Origin of the sequence: Thiosulfatimonas sediminis, assembly GCF_011398355.1 — a bacterium.
In the GTDB taxonomy this organism is placed as follows: Bacteria; Pseudomonadota; Gammaproteobacteria; order Thiomicrospirales; family Thiomicrospiraceae; genus Thiomicrorhabdus; species Thiomicrorhabdus sediminis_A.
This window is the reverse complement of sequence record NZ_AP021889.1, coordinates 1069663-1088190: the sequence shown is the minus strand read 5'-3', so window position 1 is coordinate 1088190 and position 18528 is coordinate 1069663. Positions and strand designations below refer to the sequence as shown.

The 18528-nt window shown below is 46.4% G+C and carries 14 protein-coding genes; 7 read left to right on the top strand and 7 right to left on the bottom strand.

Annotation, left to right across the window (positions count from 1 at the left end):
* Position 1 precedes the first annotated feature (1 nt).
* The 3 genes from HRR27_RS04975 to HRR27_RS04965 all read left to right on the top strand — a co-directional run bounded on the left by HRR27_RS04975 (position 2) and on the right by HRR27_RS04965 (position 5745).
* Positions 2–607 (top strand): response regulator transcription factor, encoded by a 606-nt coding sequence (locus HRR27_RS04975; protein ID WP_173271474.1) that lies wholly within the window; start codon positions 2–4, stop codon positions 605–607.
* 69 nt (positions 608–676) lie between these two features.
* Positions 677–3625: an EAL domain-containing protein gene (locus HRR27_RS04970; RefSeq protein ID WP_173271472.1), complete on the top strand. Its 2949-nt coding sequence runs from the start codon at positions 677–679 to the stop codon at positions 3623–3625.
* A 302-nt stretch (positions 3626–3927) separates the two neighbouring features.
* The gene (locus HRR27_RS04965) at positions 3928–5745 is read left to right on the top strand and encodes an ABC transporter ATP-binding protein (RefSeq protein WP_173271470.1); all 1818 of its coding nucleotides are present in this window, start codon (positions 3928–3930) and stop codon (positions 5743–5745) included.
* Between the two features lie 68 nt (positions 5746–5813).
* Here HRR27_RS04965 and folD read toward each other — a convergent pair whose 3' ends face one another.
* Positions 5814–6677 carry a bifunctional methylenetetrahydrofolate dehydrogenase/methenyltetrahydrofolate cyclohydrolase FolD gene (gene folD, locus HRR27_RS04960; protein WP_173271468.1) on the bottom strand — a complete coding sequence of 288 codons (864 nt, stop codon included), beginning with the start codon at positions 6675–6677 and terminating at the stop codon, positions 5814–5816.
* 578 nt (positions 6678–7255) lie between these two features.
* On the opposite strand from folD, the gene HRR27_RS04955 reads away from it, so the two are divergent.
* The gene (locus HRR27_RS04955) at positions 7256–7654 is read left to right on the top strand and encodes a PilZ domain-containing protein (protein WP_173271466.1); all 399 of its coding nucleotides are present in this window, start codon (positions 7256–7258) and stop codon (positions 7652–7654) included.
* A 59-nt stretch (positions 7655–7713) separates the two neighbouring features.
* Here HRR27_RS04955 and HRR27_RS04950 read toward each other — a convergent pair whose 3' ends face one another.
* Complete coding sequence (locus HRR27_RS04950) at positions 7714–9546, bottom strand: FecR family protein (RefSeq protein WP_173271464.1); 1833 nt, start codon at positions 9544–9546, stop codon at positions 7714–7716.
* A 247-nt stretch (positions 9547–9793) separates the two neighbouring features.
* Between HRR27_RS04950 and HRR27_RS04945 the strand changes: the two genes are divergently transcribed.
* The 3 genes from HRR27_RS04945 to HRR27_RS04935 are packed head-to-tail and all read left to right on the top strand — an operon-like array spanning position 9794 to position 12552.
* The gene (locus HRR27_RS04945) at positions 9794–10873 is read left to right on the top strand and encodes an MBL fold metallo-hydrolase (RefSeq protein WP_243830886.1); all 1080 of its coding nucleotides are present in this window, start codon (positions 9794–9796) and stop codon (positions 10871–10873) included.
* 26 nt (positions 10874–10899) lie between these two features.
* Positions 10900–11217 (top strand): hypothetical protein, encoded by a 318-nt coding sequence (locus HRR27_RS04940; protein ID WP_173271462.1) that lies wholly within the window; start codon positions 10900–10902, stop codon positions 11215–11217.
* Between the two features lie 57 nt (positions 11218–11274).
* A complete protein-coding gene (locus HRR27_RS04935) occupies positions 11275–12552 on the top strand; it encodes a TlpA family protein disulfide reductase (RefSeq protein WP_173271460.1) in 1278 nt (425 codons plus the stop codon).
* Positions 12553–12573: 21 nt separating this feature from the next.
* Here the strand turns inward: HRR27_RS04935 and HRR27_RS04930 are convergent, their stop codons facing one another.
* From HRR27_RS04930 to HRR27_RS04910, 5 genes are read right to left on the bottom strand one after another with little or no spacing between them, the layout of a single operon-like run.
* A complete protein-coding gene (locus HRR27_RS04930) occupies positions 12574–13347 on the bottom strand; it encodes an ABC transporter ATP-binding protein (RefSeq protein ID WP_173271458.1) in 774 nt (257 codons plus the stop codon).
* A 32-nt stretch (positions 13348–13379) separates the two neighbouring features.
* Positions 13380–14414: a FecCD family ABC transporter permease gene (locus HRR27_RS04925; protein ID WP_173271456.1), complete on the bottom strand. Its 1035-nt coding sequence runs from the start codon at positions 14412–14414 to the stop codon at positions 13380–13382.
* A gap of 9 nt (positions 14415–14423) precedes the next feature.
* The gene (locus tag HRR27_RS04920; protein WP_173271454.1) at positions 14424–15458 is read right to left on the bottom strand and encodes an LLM class flavin-dependent oxidoreductase; all 1035 of its coding nucleotides are present in this window, start codon (positions 15456–15458) and stop codon (positions 14424–14426) included.
* The gene (locus HRR27_RS04915) at positions 15455–16567 is read right to left on the bottom strand and encodes an ABC transporter substrate-binding protein (RefSeq protein ID WP_173271452.1); all 1113 of its coding nucleotides are present in this window, start codon (positions 16565–16567) and stop codon (positions 15455–15457) included. The genes HRR27_RS04920 and HRR27_RS04915 overlap by 4 nt, the downstream gene beginning before the upstream one ends.
* A complete protein-coding gene (locus HRR27_RS04910) occupies positions 16554–18521 on the bottom strand; it encodes a TonB-dependent receptor (protein ID WP_173271450.1) in 1968 nt (655 codons plus the stop codon). Before HRR27_RS04910 ends, HRR27_RS04915 begins: the two co-directional genes overlap by 14 nt.
* Between the last annotated feature and the right edge of the window lie 7 nt (positions 18522–18528).

The following is an 18528-nucleotide window of genomic DNA, read 5'->3' as shown; positions in this document are numbered from 1 at the left end:
TATGCAACTAATCACTGAACACGCTTTCACGACCGACCTTTGGCAAAACACCTTTCCTGAACTCAGCGTTATCATGGCTGAAGAACTGATTACTGAAAGCCAACTTTTTAACTCTCGTTTTGAGCGCGATACCATTATTTGGATTATTTGCGGCATCCCCAATTGGCAAACTCTCATCAAACAAGCGAGCGCCAACCACAGTAAAGTGATCGCTTTGACCCGCTACCCAAAAATAGAAGAATTTAAACAAGCATTCGCAGCTGGCGCGAGTGGCTACTTAGAAGCATTGGCCACACCCGAAACTTTAAAACTGGCCATGCAGACCGTGAAAAGCGGCGGCGTTTGGCTACCCAGTCCCATCGTCAATCAGTTGATTGCCACTGGAGCAAACTTAATTCCACAACAAAAAGAGCCGGATTTAAGTGCCTTAACAGCAAAAGAAAAAGAAGTTGCCTTAGCCGTCGCGACAGGCGAATCGAATCGTGAAGTCGCTTTAAAAATGAAAATCAGTGAAAGAACCGTTAAATCACATCTAACCCAGGTTTTCAATAAACTGAATTTGCGCGATCGTATGCACTTAATGCTCTACATTAAGGGTAAACCCTAAAATTTAAGTCAACTTACGCACACCTTAAGCTATACTAAATAGATTATATAAAATGTGCAGGGTCTGGCTATGTTTACTTATACGGATACCCCAACCATGACGTTTAATGCATGGCAACGGCTACTTAACCTTCTCCCCAGCCCCGTTGCCTTGTTAAAACGCCATAGCGAAACAGACCCATTTCAAGACCAAATCATCTTTGTTAATCAAGCCTATCTCGACACCATTGGCTACGCGCCAGAAGACACTCATAACATCCAACAATGGTTTAACAAAATCTGTCCCAGTGAAGCCTACCGCGATTTTATTGTTAATGAATGGCTACTGCAGTTAAATAAAGCAAAGCACAATCTGATTGCCCCCCTCTCTTTACCTTGTCAAATTTGCTGCAAAAACGGTCTCACTCGCTGGTTTCATCTAAATGCCCACCACCACTATCCAATCTCCAAAGACTTGCGTTTAGTGCTGCTGGTTGAAACCACGAAACCGGAAAAAATCATCCAAGACCTGCAAGCCACCACCCAAGCCTTAATGGCCAGTAATCTGGAACTTAAAAAACAAAAACGGCTATTAAAACAGACGCAAGAGCTGGCGAAAGTCGGCAGTTGGGAGTTGGATTTAAGCACTGGAAAAATGCACTGGTCAGATGAGATTTTTCGGATTCACGGCATTGAACCCGGTGCGATTGAACCCAACCTAGCCTATTTTTTGCAAAAATCCGCCCCTGGTGAAGAACTCACCCTGAAACAAACCCTTGAAAAAGCGATTCGAACGGGCGAAAAACAGCATTTAAACCACAGAGTAATCCGTGCCGATGGGGACGAGGCAATTGTCGATTTAGTTGGCTACATCGAATTTGATAAAAATCACCGCCCCTTAAAAGCAGTTGGCTCATCAACCGATATTACTCATCTTGCTCTGTTGCAAAAACAAAACTCAGAGCTAGCACAAATCGTAGAGTTGTCTCATCAAGAAATCATCATCTTTAGCGCCGAACAGAATCGCTGTTTGTATGCCAATAACCGAGCTTTACAAAACCTCGGCTACTGTGCTGAAGAAGTTGAATCTTTGGTCATCGAACAAATTAATGCCGATCTCACCTACCCGCAACTACAAAAATTAGCCTCAGAAAAAAGTGAAAAACTGGCAACAAAATATCTTATCCTCAGCCAGACCCGAAAGGATGGCAGCATCTATCCAGTCAAATCAACTATTCAAAAAGTGCATTTTAAAAATCAAAATGCCATTGCGCTATTTAACAGCGACGTCAGTCAACTCAAATCCATCGAACAAGCACTGCGACGGCAAAATCAATTATTTGACAACATTTTACAAAATGTCCCTGTGCGAATTTTCTGGCAGGACATTGAAGGTAACTATATTGGCGCCAACCAAAACTTTCTGGACGATTTAAAACTCCCCAATCTAGAAGCTTTGCTTGGCAAAACCGACTTAGACCTACCCTGGCCTTCTGGTCAAGGACACACCTATTACCGCCAAGATATGCAAGTTCTCAAAGAGGGCCATACCTTATTACAAATGGAAGATGCCTTTATTGATGATGATGGCAACATTCAAATATGGCTACTCTCAAAACTCCCCCTCCGCGACAATAACGGCAAAATTATCGGTATGCTCGGCACCTATCAAGACATCAGCACCAATCGACAACTGGAAATTCAACTAAAAGAACAAGCGCAAACCCTGCAACACCAAGCGTTCCACGACGCTTTAACCAAACTGCCAAACCGCGTCTATTTAAATCAACAAATCGAACAAGAAATTTTAATCGCCGAACGCAACCAAAGCCAGTTTGCCCTGTTATTTATCGACCTAGACCATTTCAAACAAATTAACGACTCGCTTGGGCATGATATTGGCGATCAAGTTCTGCAAGCGATGGCCAAGCGACTCAAGGCCAACCTGCGTACAGGCGATACTTTAGCTCGACTTGGCGGTGATGAATTTACCGTCATTCAAACACCACTCAAACAAGAGGAAGACGCTGCTACTTTAGCCAAAAAATTGATTGATGCAACCAGTGAACCCATTTGTATTGCCAACCATACATTTTATCTTTCTAATAGTATCGGCATCAGCATCTATCCTAAAGATGCAATCAGCGCCGAATCTTTACTACGCACTGCAGACGCTGCGATGTATTTAGCCAAAGATCAAGGCCGCAATAATTTCCAGTTCTACACCAGTAATTTAACCGATCAAGCTTTTGCGCATTTATCAATGCAAACGCAAATCCGTCAAGCAATTGATAACAATGAATTTATTCCCTACTTCCAACCGCAAATAGACAGCATTCAACAAAAAATTATCGGCCTAGAAGTGCTGGCGCGCTGGCAAACCAAAGACGGCAAGATTATTGCACCGATTGAGTTTATTCAAATCGCTGAAAAAACTGGCCTAATCATCCCTTTGGACAGACAGGTGATGTTGAAAGCCATCCACCATTTTTTACGCTGGCGAAAACAAGGCTTAATCGATGGTAAGCTGTCGTTGAATTTAGCCGTCAAACAGCTCGAACAGGACGATTTTTTTGAATTCGTCAATACACTGCTATGCGAAGTTGATTGCAACCCAGAATGGTTGGAATTTGAAATCACCGAAAGCGACATTATGACCAAGTTGGACGAAATGACTCGTAAAATGAGCCAGCTACGCCAACTCGGAATCAAAATTGCCATTGATGACTTTGGTACAGGTTATTCTTCCCTGGCGTATTTAAAAAAACTACCGGTCAGCAAGCTTAAAATTGATCAATCATTTATCCGCGATTTGCCCCAAGATGAAGACGACGCTGTGATTACCAAAACCATTATTTCTATGGCCGACAACTTAGGTCTTAAAGTGATTGCAGAAGGAGTGGAAACGATGGAACAGCAAGCGTTTCTGCAAGCGAACGGTTGTGAACAAATTCAAGGATACCTCTACAGTAAACCGCTAAATGCCGATGACATTGAAATATTTTTACGCCAATTTCCGGACCAAGCCAAACCTGTTTAACCCCAGAGAGACTCAGACTTATTCACGCGATGGTTTTCCACAGAATCTGTGGATAACTCGAATAATTCCCTCTACGAATACACGCTAAGTTATTCTTAAGACTTCAATTTTTCCGACCATGCTTAATTTTTAAGCAGTTTTGCATAAAAATCGATTTTTTTTCGGTTTTAACCTTTTCATTAGCTACACAAAAGGTTAATCTGAAAAGCTTGAATTCTATTTTACCGGCGATTATCTAAACATCTTCCGGTCTATATTTTCCCGCCAAGTCCAAACCCCAAATAGTACATAAAGGAAACTGAATGCGCATCTATGCACAGGCAGAAAAATCAGCCAAAGTCGATTTGGCCAACCGCACTTACAGTTGGCAACGCATCTATGACCTTGTTCTACAACATAAACCAGCTTTAGTAAAAGCGCATTTTATTGCCCTGTTTGCGATGTTAGCCACAGTGCCTTTGCCACTTTTATTGCCAATACTGGTCGATGAAGTGCTGCTTGATAAGCCGGGATTTATTGTCAATACGCTAAACACTTGGGTTGCGCCGGAATGGCATGGGGCTATTTACTATATTGTGGCCATCACCCTCATTACTATCTTGCTGCGGATTTTGGGGCTGGTGTTTGGGGTTTGGCAAATGATGCAATTCACCCTTATCTCCAAAGAAGTCACCTATCAAATCCGCCGTGATTTATTAGCGCGAGTACAAAATGTCTCCATGTCGCAGTATGAAAGCATGGGCAGCGGCTCCGTTTCGGCAACCATGGTCAATGATGTCAACACCATCGATAGTTTTTTGGGCAGCACTGTCGGCAAAATCATTATTGCGGTTTTTACTTTAGTTGGCACCACTGCAGTATTGCTGTGGCTACATTGGCAGTTAGCACTTTTTATTCTATTAATGAATCCTGTGGTTATCTACCTAACGATGCGATTGGGTCAGAAAGTCAAACACCTAAAACGCAATGAGAACAATGCGCTGGATATTTTCCAACAGTCTTTAACCGAAACGCTAGACGCATTACAACAAATACGTGCCGCCAATCAAGATCGTGCATTTTTTGACCGTATTCGTGGGCAAGCACAAAATATCCGCCAGCATTCCGAAGCCTATACTTGGAAAAGTGATGCCGCCAGCCGTTTTTCATTTATGGTCTTTCTGATTGGTTTTGATATTTTCCGTGGCGTGAGTATGTTAATGGTTGTCTTCTCCGATTTGTCTATCGGGCAGATGATGGCTGTATTCGGTTACCTATGGTTTATGATGGGGCCGGTACAAGAAATTCTTGCGATTCAATACAGCTACAGTGCCGCCAGCGGTGCTTTAAGCCGTATCAATGACGTCCTCGATTTACAGCAAGAACCGCGCTTTAATAACCAACACAACCCTTTTAAGAACCCACAACCCATCGCTCTTGACGTATCTGGGCTCAGCTTTCACTACCAAGGTAAAGAACAGCCGGTACTCAATCATCTTAGCTTTACCATTCATCCGGGCGAAAAACTCGCTTTAGTTGGCGCAAGTGGTGGTGGCAAAACAACATTGGTACAGCTACTACTTGGTTTTTATCAACCCGATCAAGGCGAAATCCGTTATGGCAATGTGCCTCTCGCGCAAATCGGTCAAGAAACCGTGCGTAATCACGTCGCAACCGTATTGCAGCAACCGGCACTCTTTAATCAAAGTATTCGTTTTAACTTAACTTTAGGACGAGATTTGCCGGACGAGCAACTTTGGCAAGCTTTACAGCAAGCACAATTGGCAGACAAAATTAACGAATTGGAGCAAGGTCTAGAAACCATTGTCGGGCGTAACGGAATTAAACTTTCCGGTGGGCAACGTCAACGCCTAGCCATCGCAAGAATGATTCTACAAGACCCGAAAGTGGTGATTATGGATGAAGCGACATCGGCGTTAGATATGCAAACAGAACGCCAACTATATCAAGATTTAGCGCCATTTTTAGCCGGACGTACCACCCTTATTGTGGCGCACCGCTTAAGTTCAATTCGTCAAGCAGATCGCATTTTAGTATTTGAAGATGGGCAGATTATCGAAAGCGGTAGTCATGATGAATTAATGCAAAATCAAGGGACTTACCATACTCTCTATCGTTAGCAATCCCTATCCCTAAACAAAAAAACCTCGGAAAGCCGAGGTTTTTTTATTGCCATGCAACAAGCAAATTATTTCGCTTTGCAATCCAAATGGTAAGCCACTTTCATGGTGTTTTCCAAAAGCGTGGCAATTGTCATAGGGCCAACACCACCCGGAACCGGTGTAATCCAACTGGCGTGCTCTTTAGCCACCTCAAATTCAACATCTCCGACTAAGCGGCCATCGTCCATACGATTAATCCCAACATCAATAACGATGGCGCCCGGTTTTATCCAATCGCCCTTGACCATCTCTGGAATCCCCACACCGACCACAACCAAATCCGCTTGAGCAACTTTGTGCGCCAAATTTTTGGTGGCACTGTGACAAACGGTGACCGTAGCACGCTCGTTAAGCAACTCCAACAATTGCGGCACCCCAACAATGTTCGACGCCCCAACCACTACTGCATCCAATCCACGCAGTTGAATGCCCGTTTTAGCCAACATCGTCATAACTCCGTGCGGGGTACATGGTGCCATAATCGGCATACGTGTGGCTAAACGCCCAACATTATATGGATGAAAACCATCCACATCTTTGCAAGGACTAATGCGCTCAATAATTTCTTCCGGATCAATATGCGCCGGAACAGGAAGTTGCACAATGATTCCGTGTACACTCTCATCAGCATTCAACTTATCAATCAGGGCAAGTACTTCTTGTTGTGTTGTTTGCGCCGGTAACACTTCTGAAACATCATTAAACCCGGCCTTTTCGCACGCAATCTTTTTATTGCGCACATAGACCGCCGAAGCCGGATCGTCACCGACCATAATCACCGCAAGACCAGGACGCGGCTTACCTGCCGCAACCTGACGATCAACTTCTGCGCGAATCGACTCACGCAATTCTAAAGCAATCGCTTTTCCATCCAAAATTTTTGCTGACATGGACGAACTCTCCCTAAAACAGTTGAATTAAATAGTGTTGAGTATGATAACGCAAAGGCTAAAAGGGTGCGTAAAATCTTGGAGAAGCCCCGAAAGAGAAACTCATAAAACGTCTCGCTTCTTTGCTACGGATGGTAGCAAAATATACACACTAAAACAGATCTTCACAAACATCGTCCAAACGATAGTTTCTCTCCAAATAAACGCGGCTCATACAAACTTGCCAATGAATCCAATAGCTTGACCCTTTTTGATTCAAGGTTCCTCTGCGCCCTTATAACTTACCATCATAGAAAAAATTATTGATTTTAATCAACTTATGATTCGATTTGATTCCGACCTTTTTCAATACGCACTGCTTACAAAGTCACCGTAATTAAGCTAAGACTACCCGCTAAAAAATTCAAATACCATAACGATTTAATGGTCTTTTTGCGCTAGGGTAAAGTTAAATAACCCTTTGTTTTTTAAAAATTTCATCAGCAAACCGCTATCTATGGCATTGCACTAAAATAGCAAAGAAAACATAATAGATTTGTCGAAAATGGAGCATGCTCCTATATTAGGAAGTCATCGTTATGGAAAATTTATCTATCAGCAATCAAGAACGACGTATCTCTAAACGGCGTTCAATTCGTGTTCCCTGTCAAATTATCTGTGACGGAGTGCAAGTCAAAGCAACGCTGGTCGATATCAGTGAGGAAGGAGTTGGATTTGTCACGGCCATGCCGTTGTTACACACTTGGCGTAAGATTGAACTGCTCGTTGATAACGCTCATATCCCAAACCAAGAGCACTTACTAAGATTGAGAATTGAGATAAAAAATCAATCGCATGACTCCTTTGCTGCGCGCTTTGGTGCTCACTTGAAAGAAATTCCTCAAGAATACCTACGTTTTTTTCAGCGTCTGTTTAGTAGCAAAAGGCAATCTCACTTTCGGCAAGCTTTTAGCCATTTTGCCGCGGCCGAAATTTAATCCGTCAATCCATTGGTCGAACTGATTAACAATGGACCAATGGACTTTTTGGAGTGGTCTTAAAGTAATGCTAAATTAAGATTGTTTTCCAGTTCAGCAGTAACACGAACACCATCCAATAGATTACTCAAAACAGTTGTAATTTCATTCAAACTGCCATCCAGCGCATCGGTATGCGTGCCCAATAAATCATCCAGTAAATTCGTTACTGAATCAATCACCTGATCGACCGAACCGCCTTGCTGTTCAGCGCCATTGGCTAACAGATCTATCACGGTTTGCTGAAAACTGTCGTCACTGGTCAGCAGTTGCTGTATATCCGTGGTGACCAAATTAAGCGAATCATCCAGTAAACGACTCTCTACCCCTAACACACCATCAAGTAAATTCGTCACGCCATCAACTAACTGATCAACTGAACCGGCCGTACCCAATTGTGGCAAGCCCCCCAAAAGGCTCTGTAATAAGCCAGCCGAATCAGTGGTATCCATATCGGGCACACTTAATAAAGAGACCAGTAAATCGGTCGTAAGATTATCTCCTGCTTGTCCAATTAAAGAATCGCCGAGAAATGTCTGCCCCAAATTCCCACTTAAATCGCTCACAATATCCCCCACGTCATTGAGCAACGCACCGATGGGTTGCAGCAGCGAATCAAGCGGATCCGTAATACCGTCAACCACATTGACAACCTCCAATACCGTCCCGAATAGTGCTTCGTCGACACCGCCGAGCAACTGATCCAGCAATCCGGTAATCGGCGATAAGATACCTAAAACAGGCACATCCAATAAATCCGATAACCCTTGCAGAGTGTTGTTGTGCAGCAAATTAATGTCTAAAAATTGCTTGATGCTGGCGGTAGCAATTTCATTCTGCGTATCGGTGACCTTCAAACCGTAGATTGCGCCAATAATCACGCTGGAATTAAGTAAAGCACCAAGTGTGCTAGTGTCCACCGTAGTAACGCCCGACAGAGCCATATTGGCTTGCAGATTACTGATTTCTTGCCCATCCTCTCGGCTAATCGTTAAATGCTGCCCGTTAGGGTTTAAATCATAATGAAAACCAGCAAGAGGATTAATCAAAGCAAATTCTTGATGCCCTAAAAGATGACTTAACCCTAATAAATCTTGGCCAACGCCATTGTCGATGGTCAACTCAATGGTCTTAATATTATTTTCTCTGTCAAACACCAAAAATGCTTGATTGGGTTGAAAATTAACCAAATCCAACACCCCTAATTCAACCGGAGAATTTACAACATTACTGATTAATTGCGTCCCCTGCAGTACAGATTTATTCGCACCGATTAAGCCCAAGAGTGCTGAACCCGATTCGAGTATAATCGCTTGTGGTGCACTATTGAGCACCGGTATTAACGTTGGCGGTACACGCTCTTCAGACTCGATAGAAATAAAGCGTTCCTCACTCCCGTTCGTCACACCTTGCTGTAGATTATCGGTCAAAAATCCAGAACTCACCTTGCCAGAAAGTCCATAACGCGCAATCACCACCCCGCCGCCGTTGGCACTATCCTGTTGCTCACCGACTTGCGTATCTTCTAGATTATTCAAATCCAACTCGGCAATATCGCTATTATCCGCAGCTAAAATAACCTCTAAGGTCTTCAAATCCGTCCGAGCTTCGTTGGCTTCTATTGGCGCTGCTGCAACCACATCCTCACTCAGCTTTAACGTGGTCATTCGACCTAGGGTAATGGCATTACTTTGCTCCAACTGAATGAACACCACCGCACCGTCAAAGGTCTGGATGGTCTCATCTTGATACACAGGACTGCCAAGAGTTAATACTCGAGTCGTGCCAGTTAAAGAATCTGAGGCAATCACCATTCCAATAATCGACTCAACTTGTCCAACTTTCTCTACCACCAGATACCCCTAAAATCTTCATTTAAACCATTTACTAAATAAGTAGATAGCAGTACTTTTTCAAATAAAACTACCAATTCGACATTTATGGTAAATTATCACATTATTTTTAATATGTAAATTTTTTACATCAATTAAAGGTCTAAATCATGAAATTAATGCAATTCAGTGAAATCCGATTTGCACTGCAAAAAGCAAAATGTATAGTGTTCTCACAAAGACCGAAACACCGACTAAGGATGCCGATATGTTTACGCATAACTTTCCATTTACATTCACCAGCCGCACAAGCCTGCTTATCTTAACCATCGGTATTTTTGGTAGTCACACCGTATACAGTGCTGAGGACGCTTATGATAGAGGTCTAAAGGCTTATCAAGCTGAACTACACGCCCTTGAAAAACGGTTAGGCTACATAGGTCCGCGTTTACCGATTCCAGCACTGCAACCGATCGCACCGGATGTTTACATGGCGGTAGGTAGCCAAATTTGGGGAACGCGAAACAATTTCGGTTTTAACAACAATATGACGGCGGTGGTTTTTCAGGACGGTGTGTTTGTCTATAACGCAGGGCCGAACGAGCCGGTCGCCTACGCATTTCATATGCAACTTAAAGCCATTACCGATAAGCCGGTGAAATGGGTCGCGATTGAGAACCACCAAGGCCATGCCAACATGGGCGCAAGCTACTGGCATGACATAGGCGTAAAAAACATCTATTCTCAGCAGCAAGCGACCGCAGAGTTCCATGAAAATTTCCCAGCGCAAAAAAAGCGCTATATGGCGGCGTCTGGAAATGTCATCAACCAACATTCACAAGACGTCACGGCGGCTTACACGACCTTTGCTGAGCGTTTAAGCATTGATGTCGGCAATGGCGAAACGGTAGAGTTAATCAACTACGGCGGCGGCCATACGCCGACCATGACCGGCGCGATCGTGCCGTCCAAAAAACTCGTCTTCACCGGCGACTTAGGCTTTAATCAACGTGTGCCAGGGCTGTTTAAAGGCGGTTCCTACCGAGAATGGATTCGCTCTTTCGACAAAATGGAGCAGACCGTAGCCGGCTATTTCCCGCTGACAGAAGCAATCGTGATACCCGGCCACGGCACTGCGGCCGATATGGCCACTATTCGTCGTCAAACCGTCGGCTATTTTGAAGACATGGCGGGCAAGATACAAAAAGTCATCGCCGAAGGCGGCGATTTAAACGCCGCCAAAACGATCGACCAGAGCGCCCATAAAGACCGACCCGTATTTTCGCAACTCGCCGAACCCAATGCCGAATTTATCTATCAAGAACTCATTCAGCAAACCGCACACTAATCTTTGACAACGGAACATATCGCACGATGATAGGCAATCGAACGCAAGAAATTATTGACGCCATAGGTATTACCAACTTTATTGAACTGTATACGTTATTCAATGCCACTTGGCCCGTTGAAATCAAAAAGCTACAACACACAAACGAGCGCAAACTGGCACTGCATAAATTAAAAGGCAACTGCTACTCGGTTGGCTTAGACCTTATCGGCAAACACATTGAAAGTGTGGAAGACATACTCGATCACGGCGCAGAATCAACCGCTCGCGAACACTTTAGTCTGTTAATCAAAGAAATTGAACTCGAACAAGACAATATTAAACAACTGATAGCGCGTTATTAAAGGGGATTGGACAGAACCAAGTCCACTTGAATACACCGCTCTAATATTTGGAAATGAATGATGCGTAATGGAAAGTTACTTTTCAACTACCTCATGGTTTTCTGGGGATTATGGTTTCCCGTGCACGCCGCAAATTTCTCATTAAACAGCGGCACAGAAGAAATCACCGTCAACACATTTAACGCATCCCAGCCCGATACACACAAACCGCTGCTAATCTGGTTCACCGAAGGCTATGCCGAGCGCAACACGTTCAAACACCTTATTCAGCGATTAAATGACGAAGGCTACGACATCTGGCAAATCGACCTGCTCGAATCTTATTTTATTGAACGCACTCCGACGAACATCCGCCAATTAAAAGGCGATGGCGTTGCCGCGGTTTTAAGTCATGCGCAACAGCAAAAGAGACCCTTCGTGCCGATTAGCAGCGGACGCATGAGTCTCGTCCTATTGCGCGGTATTCGCCTATGGCAGCTGGCGGACACGCCTTCGGACGGCTATGGTCAGATGCAACAAACCGTGCTGTTCTTCCCCAACCTCTACAATGCACCGGAAAAAGCCGGCGACGCGCCGAAATTCTTCCCGATTGTCAGCGCCAGCAGCTTACCGATTACCGTCGTGCAACCCAGCGAAGGCACCTTCCAATGGAAACTGCCAGAACTGGTCAACGCCTTAAATGTCCATAACAGCCAAGTCACGCTCGTATCGGTGCCGAAAGTGCGCGACTGGTACTTCTTAAGCCGAGATGCGACCGAAATCGAAAAACGCGCCAGCGAAAAACTGGTTACCGATCTGGGACAATGGCTCAGCATCTCGCAACCGAACGCCAACCGCCGTTTTGCACCCGAAAAACAGCTGGCCTTAGCGCAAGTGACTGAACGGAAAAAAGGCCTGATCGCCATAGAAGCGCGCCCTGCCAGCGACTTCTCGCTAAAGGACATTAACGGCGAAACACTGATGTTTTCCGAAAAGCGCGGCAAAGTGATTTTGTTGAATTTCTGGGCAAGTTGGTGCCCGCCGTGCGTCAAAGAGATTCCGTCGATGAATCGCTTGGCAGAGTCTTTTGACGCTGAAAAATTTGAAATCGTCTCGGTTAACTTTAAAGAATCGCCGCAAAGCATTCGCGACTTTCTCAAACAAGTACAAGTCGATTTTCCGGTATTGATCGACCAAGACGGCAAAACCTCGGCCGAATATGAAATCTTCTCCTTCCCGAGCTCCTTCCTTATCGACGCCAACGGTCAAATCCGCTACTCGGTTAATGCCGCGATTGAATGGGATGACGAACAAATCAAGCAGCAGATACAAGCATTGATTCAGCAAAACCCATAAAAAACCGCTTAAGAAAACCGCTTAAGCGGTTCTTAAACAGGAGGGCATTTCAGTTTCGCAAAGCTCGTAAAGTTCGCGAATGCTCGCCGGATTTAAAACCTTATGCGGACAACCATTGGCAATTAAACGACCATTTTTCATGGTCATAGCGCGCGAAGCGCACTGCAGTGCATGCTCAGGATGATGCGTGGTCATCAACACGGTTTTGCCGGCATCCGCCAGTGCTTCGACCCTTTGCAAGAGTTTGATTTGATTACCGTAATCTAAGCCGTTAGTCGGCTCGTCCATCATAATCATCGGCGTATTTTGCGCATAGGCGCGGGCAATTAACACCATCTGCCGCTGACCACCGGAGAGTTGGGTATAAGGTTTGGTGGCCAAGTGTTCAATCCCCATCCATGCTAAGGCCCGTTTCGCGCCATCGACTTGCTCGGCAGACGCCTGCAACCAAGGCGCTTTCTCACCGTAGGCGGCCATTAAAACCATCTCCAAAACCGGATAAGCAAACGCCATTTTATGATATTGCGGAACATAGCTTAGTAATCGCGCCCTTTGCTGCGGCTTGATGCGCTCGAAAGACTCGCCTCGAACAAACACCTCGCCGGCCGTTTTAGGATGTAACCCAAGCAAAGTACGTAATAAAGTCGTTTTACCGCAACCGTTCGGACCAAGCAAAGCCACCACCTCGCCCTGTTTTAATTGCAAATCAATATCGCTAAAAACCCTATTTTTCCCATGTGCCCCCGCCAATTTTTTAGCTTCAAGAAGGCACTCTTTAACAGTGTTTAATTTCATATTACTCACTTCTTTTACAATAACTTTGTACCTTAGTTTTGCCAGCCTTTTTTGGCGTTTTTGAGCGCCCAAGCAAACACCGGCAAGCCTATTAAAGCGGTTAGAATCCCTAGCGGGATTTCGATACTAATGGCCATCCTCGCCAAATTATCAACCCAGACAAGATAGATAGCGCCCAGTAGAGCCGACGCCGGTAGCAATAGACGATTATCCGCGCCCAGCAGCAGGCGCACGATGTGCGGAATCACCAAACCGACCCAGCCGATCATGCCGCCCAGCGTTACCGTTAAAGCACTGAGAAAAGTCGCAACCACGATAATTAGAATGCGTTTTCTCTCGACAGCAACGCCAAGTGTTCTGGCTTCATCATCGCCTAAACTCAGCACATTTAGCACATGAGCATTGAGTACCAGCATCAGCATGCCGAGCAAGACGAACGGAATTAACCAATACAACAGATCGCCGTTCACATTCGCAAGCGAGCCCATCAGCCAATAGGTAATTGCCGGCAATTTGCTGTAAGGGTCGGCAACGTATTTGATAATCGACAAAAAGGCGCTAAACAGCGCGCCGGTAATCATGCCGCCGAGTACCAAAATAATCATATTCTGCTTAAGCTCGCCCTTAGCCAACAGCAAAGCAATGCCCACGGCTAAGAGGCCGAAAATAAAAGTGAGTAATTGCATCACCCAAATCTCTTCGGAAAGCAAAATCCCTAAGGAAGCACCGAAAGCCGCGCCGGAGAGAACGCCAAGAATGCCCGGAGACACCAGCGGATTCATAAACAAGGCCTGAAACGCGGCACCGCTGATTGCCAAGGCCGCACCAATGGTCATTGCCGCCAAAACACGCGGCAGACGCACATCCATCAGAATACTGACCATGATCGGATCCGCTTGGCCGGAAAGCCAACCGAAATGCTTTAATAACTCCGCCAAACTGCCCAGCGGGGCAAAATCGTAACGCCCCATGCTTAACGAAAGCAATCCGCTGGCGAGCAGTAAAAGCGCCAGCAAAACTAAGATCGTCCGCGAAGAAAATCTTGTACCATTTAACCGTTCATTCATAGGTGGTAGCTAACTTGCCATGGATTTGGCAAAGGTATGATTGGGTAAATTTTGCCAAATTTCGTTATAGAACCAATGTAACTGCTCGGTACGCAAACAATGATTTTGCGTCAATGGATTAAGCACCAGATCAGTCACCCCGTTGTGCAAAAGATGAATCACCTTATCCATGACTTCCTCCGGCGTGCCGCACAGCATGCGCTCCAACATCTCCTCTGGCTGCAACTTGGCCATAGGCCCCGGTGCTTTGCCCCAATGCTTGGCTTTCTGCTCGCGGAAACTGCGAATATGCTCCAGTGCTTGCTGTTTAGCGACCGCCGCATTTCTATCCATAAACAAGCCGCGTGCCGCCATCATCCGCGGCGGTTTTGGTTTAGAAAAATAGGTTTCGGCATGGCGTTTATAAAGCGTAATCTGTTGCTGAATTTTGTCAAAATCCCAAAATTGCGCCGCCATTAACCCCAAACCGTTCTGCACCGCCATGGCAATGGTCTGCGCATCGCCGCTGGCTACAAACAGCTGTTGCGCAGTAATTTCGGCATTAGGCTGTAAATTAAGCTGCTGCCATTGAAAATGCTCGCCGTGATGAGTACAAGCACCCTGCTCTTGCCACAGTTCTAACATCGCCGGAAGCGCCTCCAACATGCGTGAACGGCTTAAATCCTTATCTGCCTTAAAGGCACTGTTTTGCGATTCAAACGGGCCGCCTTTGGCAAAACCGCATAACACTCGCCGAGGATAGAGCCTGTCCAACACGGCCAGCTGTTCGGCGACCGCAATCGGATTATGAAACCCGACCAACAAAGCCGCCGCCCCCACTTGAATGCGTTCGGTTTTGGCCAATAAATGCCCCATAATCTGCGTGGGTGCTGGGGTCAGACTCATGTCGTTAAAATGGTGTTCGGTGACCCAAGCATGGTCAAATCCTAAGTGGTCGAGATCTTGCACTAAATCGGTAAAGCTCTGATAGGTCTGCGCCGCAGACTGTCCAAGCTGCGGCGTAATATGCAGCATTGCACCCAATTGAATCGGTTTGCTTCTCATGATAGCTGTCCTCCTTCCAGCAAAGTTTGCGCTTGTTCGCGGCTTAACTCGACTTGGAAAAATAATTTGAAAAAGTCTTGTGTCGTTTGCACGGTGTCCAGCGCGGCAATCTGCGCCACGTGCGGATAGAGTTTTTGCATTAGCCACTGCGCCGCTAAAATGCGCATAAACGACGGCGGGCGGTCCAACCAGCGAAACGGGGTTTGCGGGGCAAAAAACACCTGTTTGTTCTGCACGGCTTTTAGGCCTTGCCAATTCGGCATCTGATAAACCTTGTCGTAAAAGGCGCGCTCTTGGGTCACGATCGCATCGGGGTCGTATTTCAGCAGTTGCTCAATATTGATGGCGACCTTGCCGAAACGTGATTGTTCGGCCGGACAGAGATGCGGATTGACCGCCCCCGCCCAAGGTATCACTTCGGCATGAATCGAACCGCGGCATTCCGATGCCAACCCATTCGGATCTTGCGCGTAATACACGCTTTTCAAGGCAATATTTCGCTCTTGTAACAAGGCTTTTAAACGACTTTGTTGCGCCAAAAGCTGCTCCATCGCTTGCGCCAACTGCTCGCCTCTTTGCGGATTGTGCAACCACTCCCCTAAACGACGAAAACTATCAGGGAAATCGTCCAAACGATTCAAAGTCAGATAACAAACCGGCACGTCCATTTGCTGCAAGAGCTGTTGCCGTTTGGAATCCACCATCGCGTCCGACATCACAATCAGTTGCGGACGACCGGCAAGCAGCACTTCCATATTCGGCGTTCTGCCCTGACCGAACCAGCCGCCGATAATCGGCTTAGCAAACAGCGCATCGGGAAAAATCCCTTTCGCCTGCGGCGACACCGGAAAATTCCATCCCATCAGCTTTTGTGGTGCCATCGCCACCAGCATATAGGTGACAATCGGGTTAGCGCCGTAAACGCGCTGCGCCTCGCTGTTGATTTGGCAAGACGGCATAGGCGCATCTTGCGCTTGTGCCGACTGGGCAAGCAGTGCGCCGCCGAAAACCGTGCCGCTTAAAGTGGCCATCAACCACCAAGATTGCACCCGTTTTTTCGCGGCAAACAGGGGTTGTTTGCGCGGTTTAATGATTTTAGAAACGAACATAATAATCCACCCCTAAATTCAGCCCTTCGCTTGGAAAGCCGTAGACCGTTTCGTATTTCTCGTCAGTCAAGTTTTTGGCCGAAAACACCAAACGATGCGCTAAACCATCGGTTTTAAAACGGTAACCGGCGGAAGCGTCGTAGGTGGTAAAGCCACCGGCCGTGCCGATTCCGGCTTTGTTGGCAGAAATAAACTCCTCCATATTGCGAGCGCCTAAATGCAACTGCCACGCCGGGGTTTGATAACCGATGCGAGCGCGCACTAAAGACTCCGGCACATTCACCACGCCGCTTGGCGTGTCACCCGGCGAGACTCGGCTGTAGGCGATTTCATAATTCAGCCTGTGCCAAGCGCCTTTGATCTCAATTTCATAGCCTTGATTGCGCCAACTGGCATTGTCATAAACATTAATCTTACTGTTGGGGTCTTCTGGGTCCTCAATCTGACTGGCAACATAAGCACCGTCTTGCAAACGCTCATGGAATCCGGTTAAAGTCGTGCTAAAACGCGCTTGGGCCAAAGCTATCCACTGACGACTCCAGCCCAACTCAGTGCGCAAACGGTTCTCTTGCGCCAATTGATCGTTATTCGCGGTATAAACGCTGAGCGGTTGCTGCTCGGTATAGAGTGTGCGCAAGGTCAACAAATCTTGCTCGCTGGCCTGATAACTGGCGCCAATGGCCGCGGTCAGCAAGGCGTCTAACTCAACATCTTCAATGATTCTGCGCTGATTTGCGACCTGCTCATACCCCACGTCAATCGTACGTTTATCGGCGCGCAATCCCATATCCACTGACCACGCCTGTTTGCGGAATTCATTCTGTAAATAAAGTGCCTGAATCTGCTCTTTACGCTCAAATCCCGGGTAATACAGCATGCCGGTCGGATTGTGGTACCACATAGAGTTATAACCAAAACGCAGCAAATTTTGCCCGCCGGCCAACTCGTGATTGAGGGCGTGACTTAAATCAAGGTTAATAAATTCTTCCTCGGTCTTTTCCTCGGCATAAGCGTTCGGATTGACATGGCTGTACTTTTGCAAACTGGCATCGCTTTGCGTATGCGATAAACGCACCGCTGTGGTGCTGTGCGCATTCCAGTAATAACCGGCTTGCGCATTGATCATTCGCATTTTTAACGGTTCATAACGCCATTTGTCATCACTGACACCGGAGCTGTCCAGACCGCGTTGCAGACCTTGCTCGCCATCGGCATGAAAAAAGTTAAGTTGCCAGTCGAAGTGTTCGCCTAACCCATCTAACTTCCATAGGCCGACATCGCGCCGATAGTCGTTGTAGTAATCGCTCGGCCCTTGTTTCTGCTGATGCGCCAATACCACGCGCCCGGCAACCTCTTCGGAGAAGTGCGCGGATAAGCTGGTATCTACCTCAAACTGCCGGTAACTTCCGACCTTTGCGTGCAGTTCGCGCTGCGGCTGTTTAAAAGCACTCAAGGTCTTAATCACAATAAACCCTTCGGTACGCGAACTGGTCATAGGGCCGACAATCGAAGTCAAAGGCCCCAGATTCAAAGCACTGGCATCACGCACAACACTAATCGACTCAATCGCGCTAACCGGAAGTTGCATTAACACTTTTGAGGCTGCCGGCGGCGGCAGATAGGCACCGTCGATAATCATCCCAAGATTGGAGCCGGCACGAATACTGGCAAAATACGCTGACTTACGACCTTGGGTTTGAATAAAGGCACCGGTTGCGTAATCCAGCATTTCATAGGCATTGGCAATCGGCAGATCGCGCATCGACTCTTGGGTAAACGTCTGCGTATTGTGACTAAAGCTTTTCGGTTCGGAATAAACATCATCAGTCTGTATCCCCTTGGCCGGATTGACTTCGACCACCTCCAATTGTTCGCCCGCCTGAATTTCAAGCATGACGGCCAATAAAGCCGCGGATAAAACCGATTGTTTTAATTTCGGTGAATGGAATTTCATCGCTATC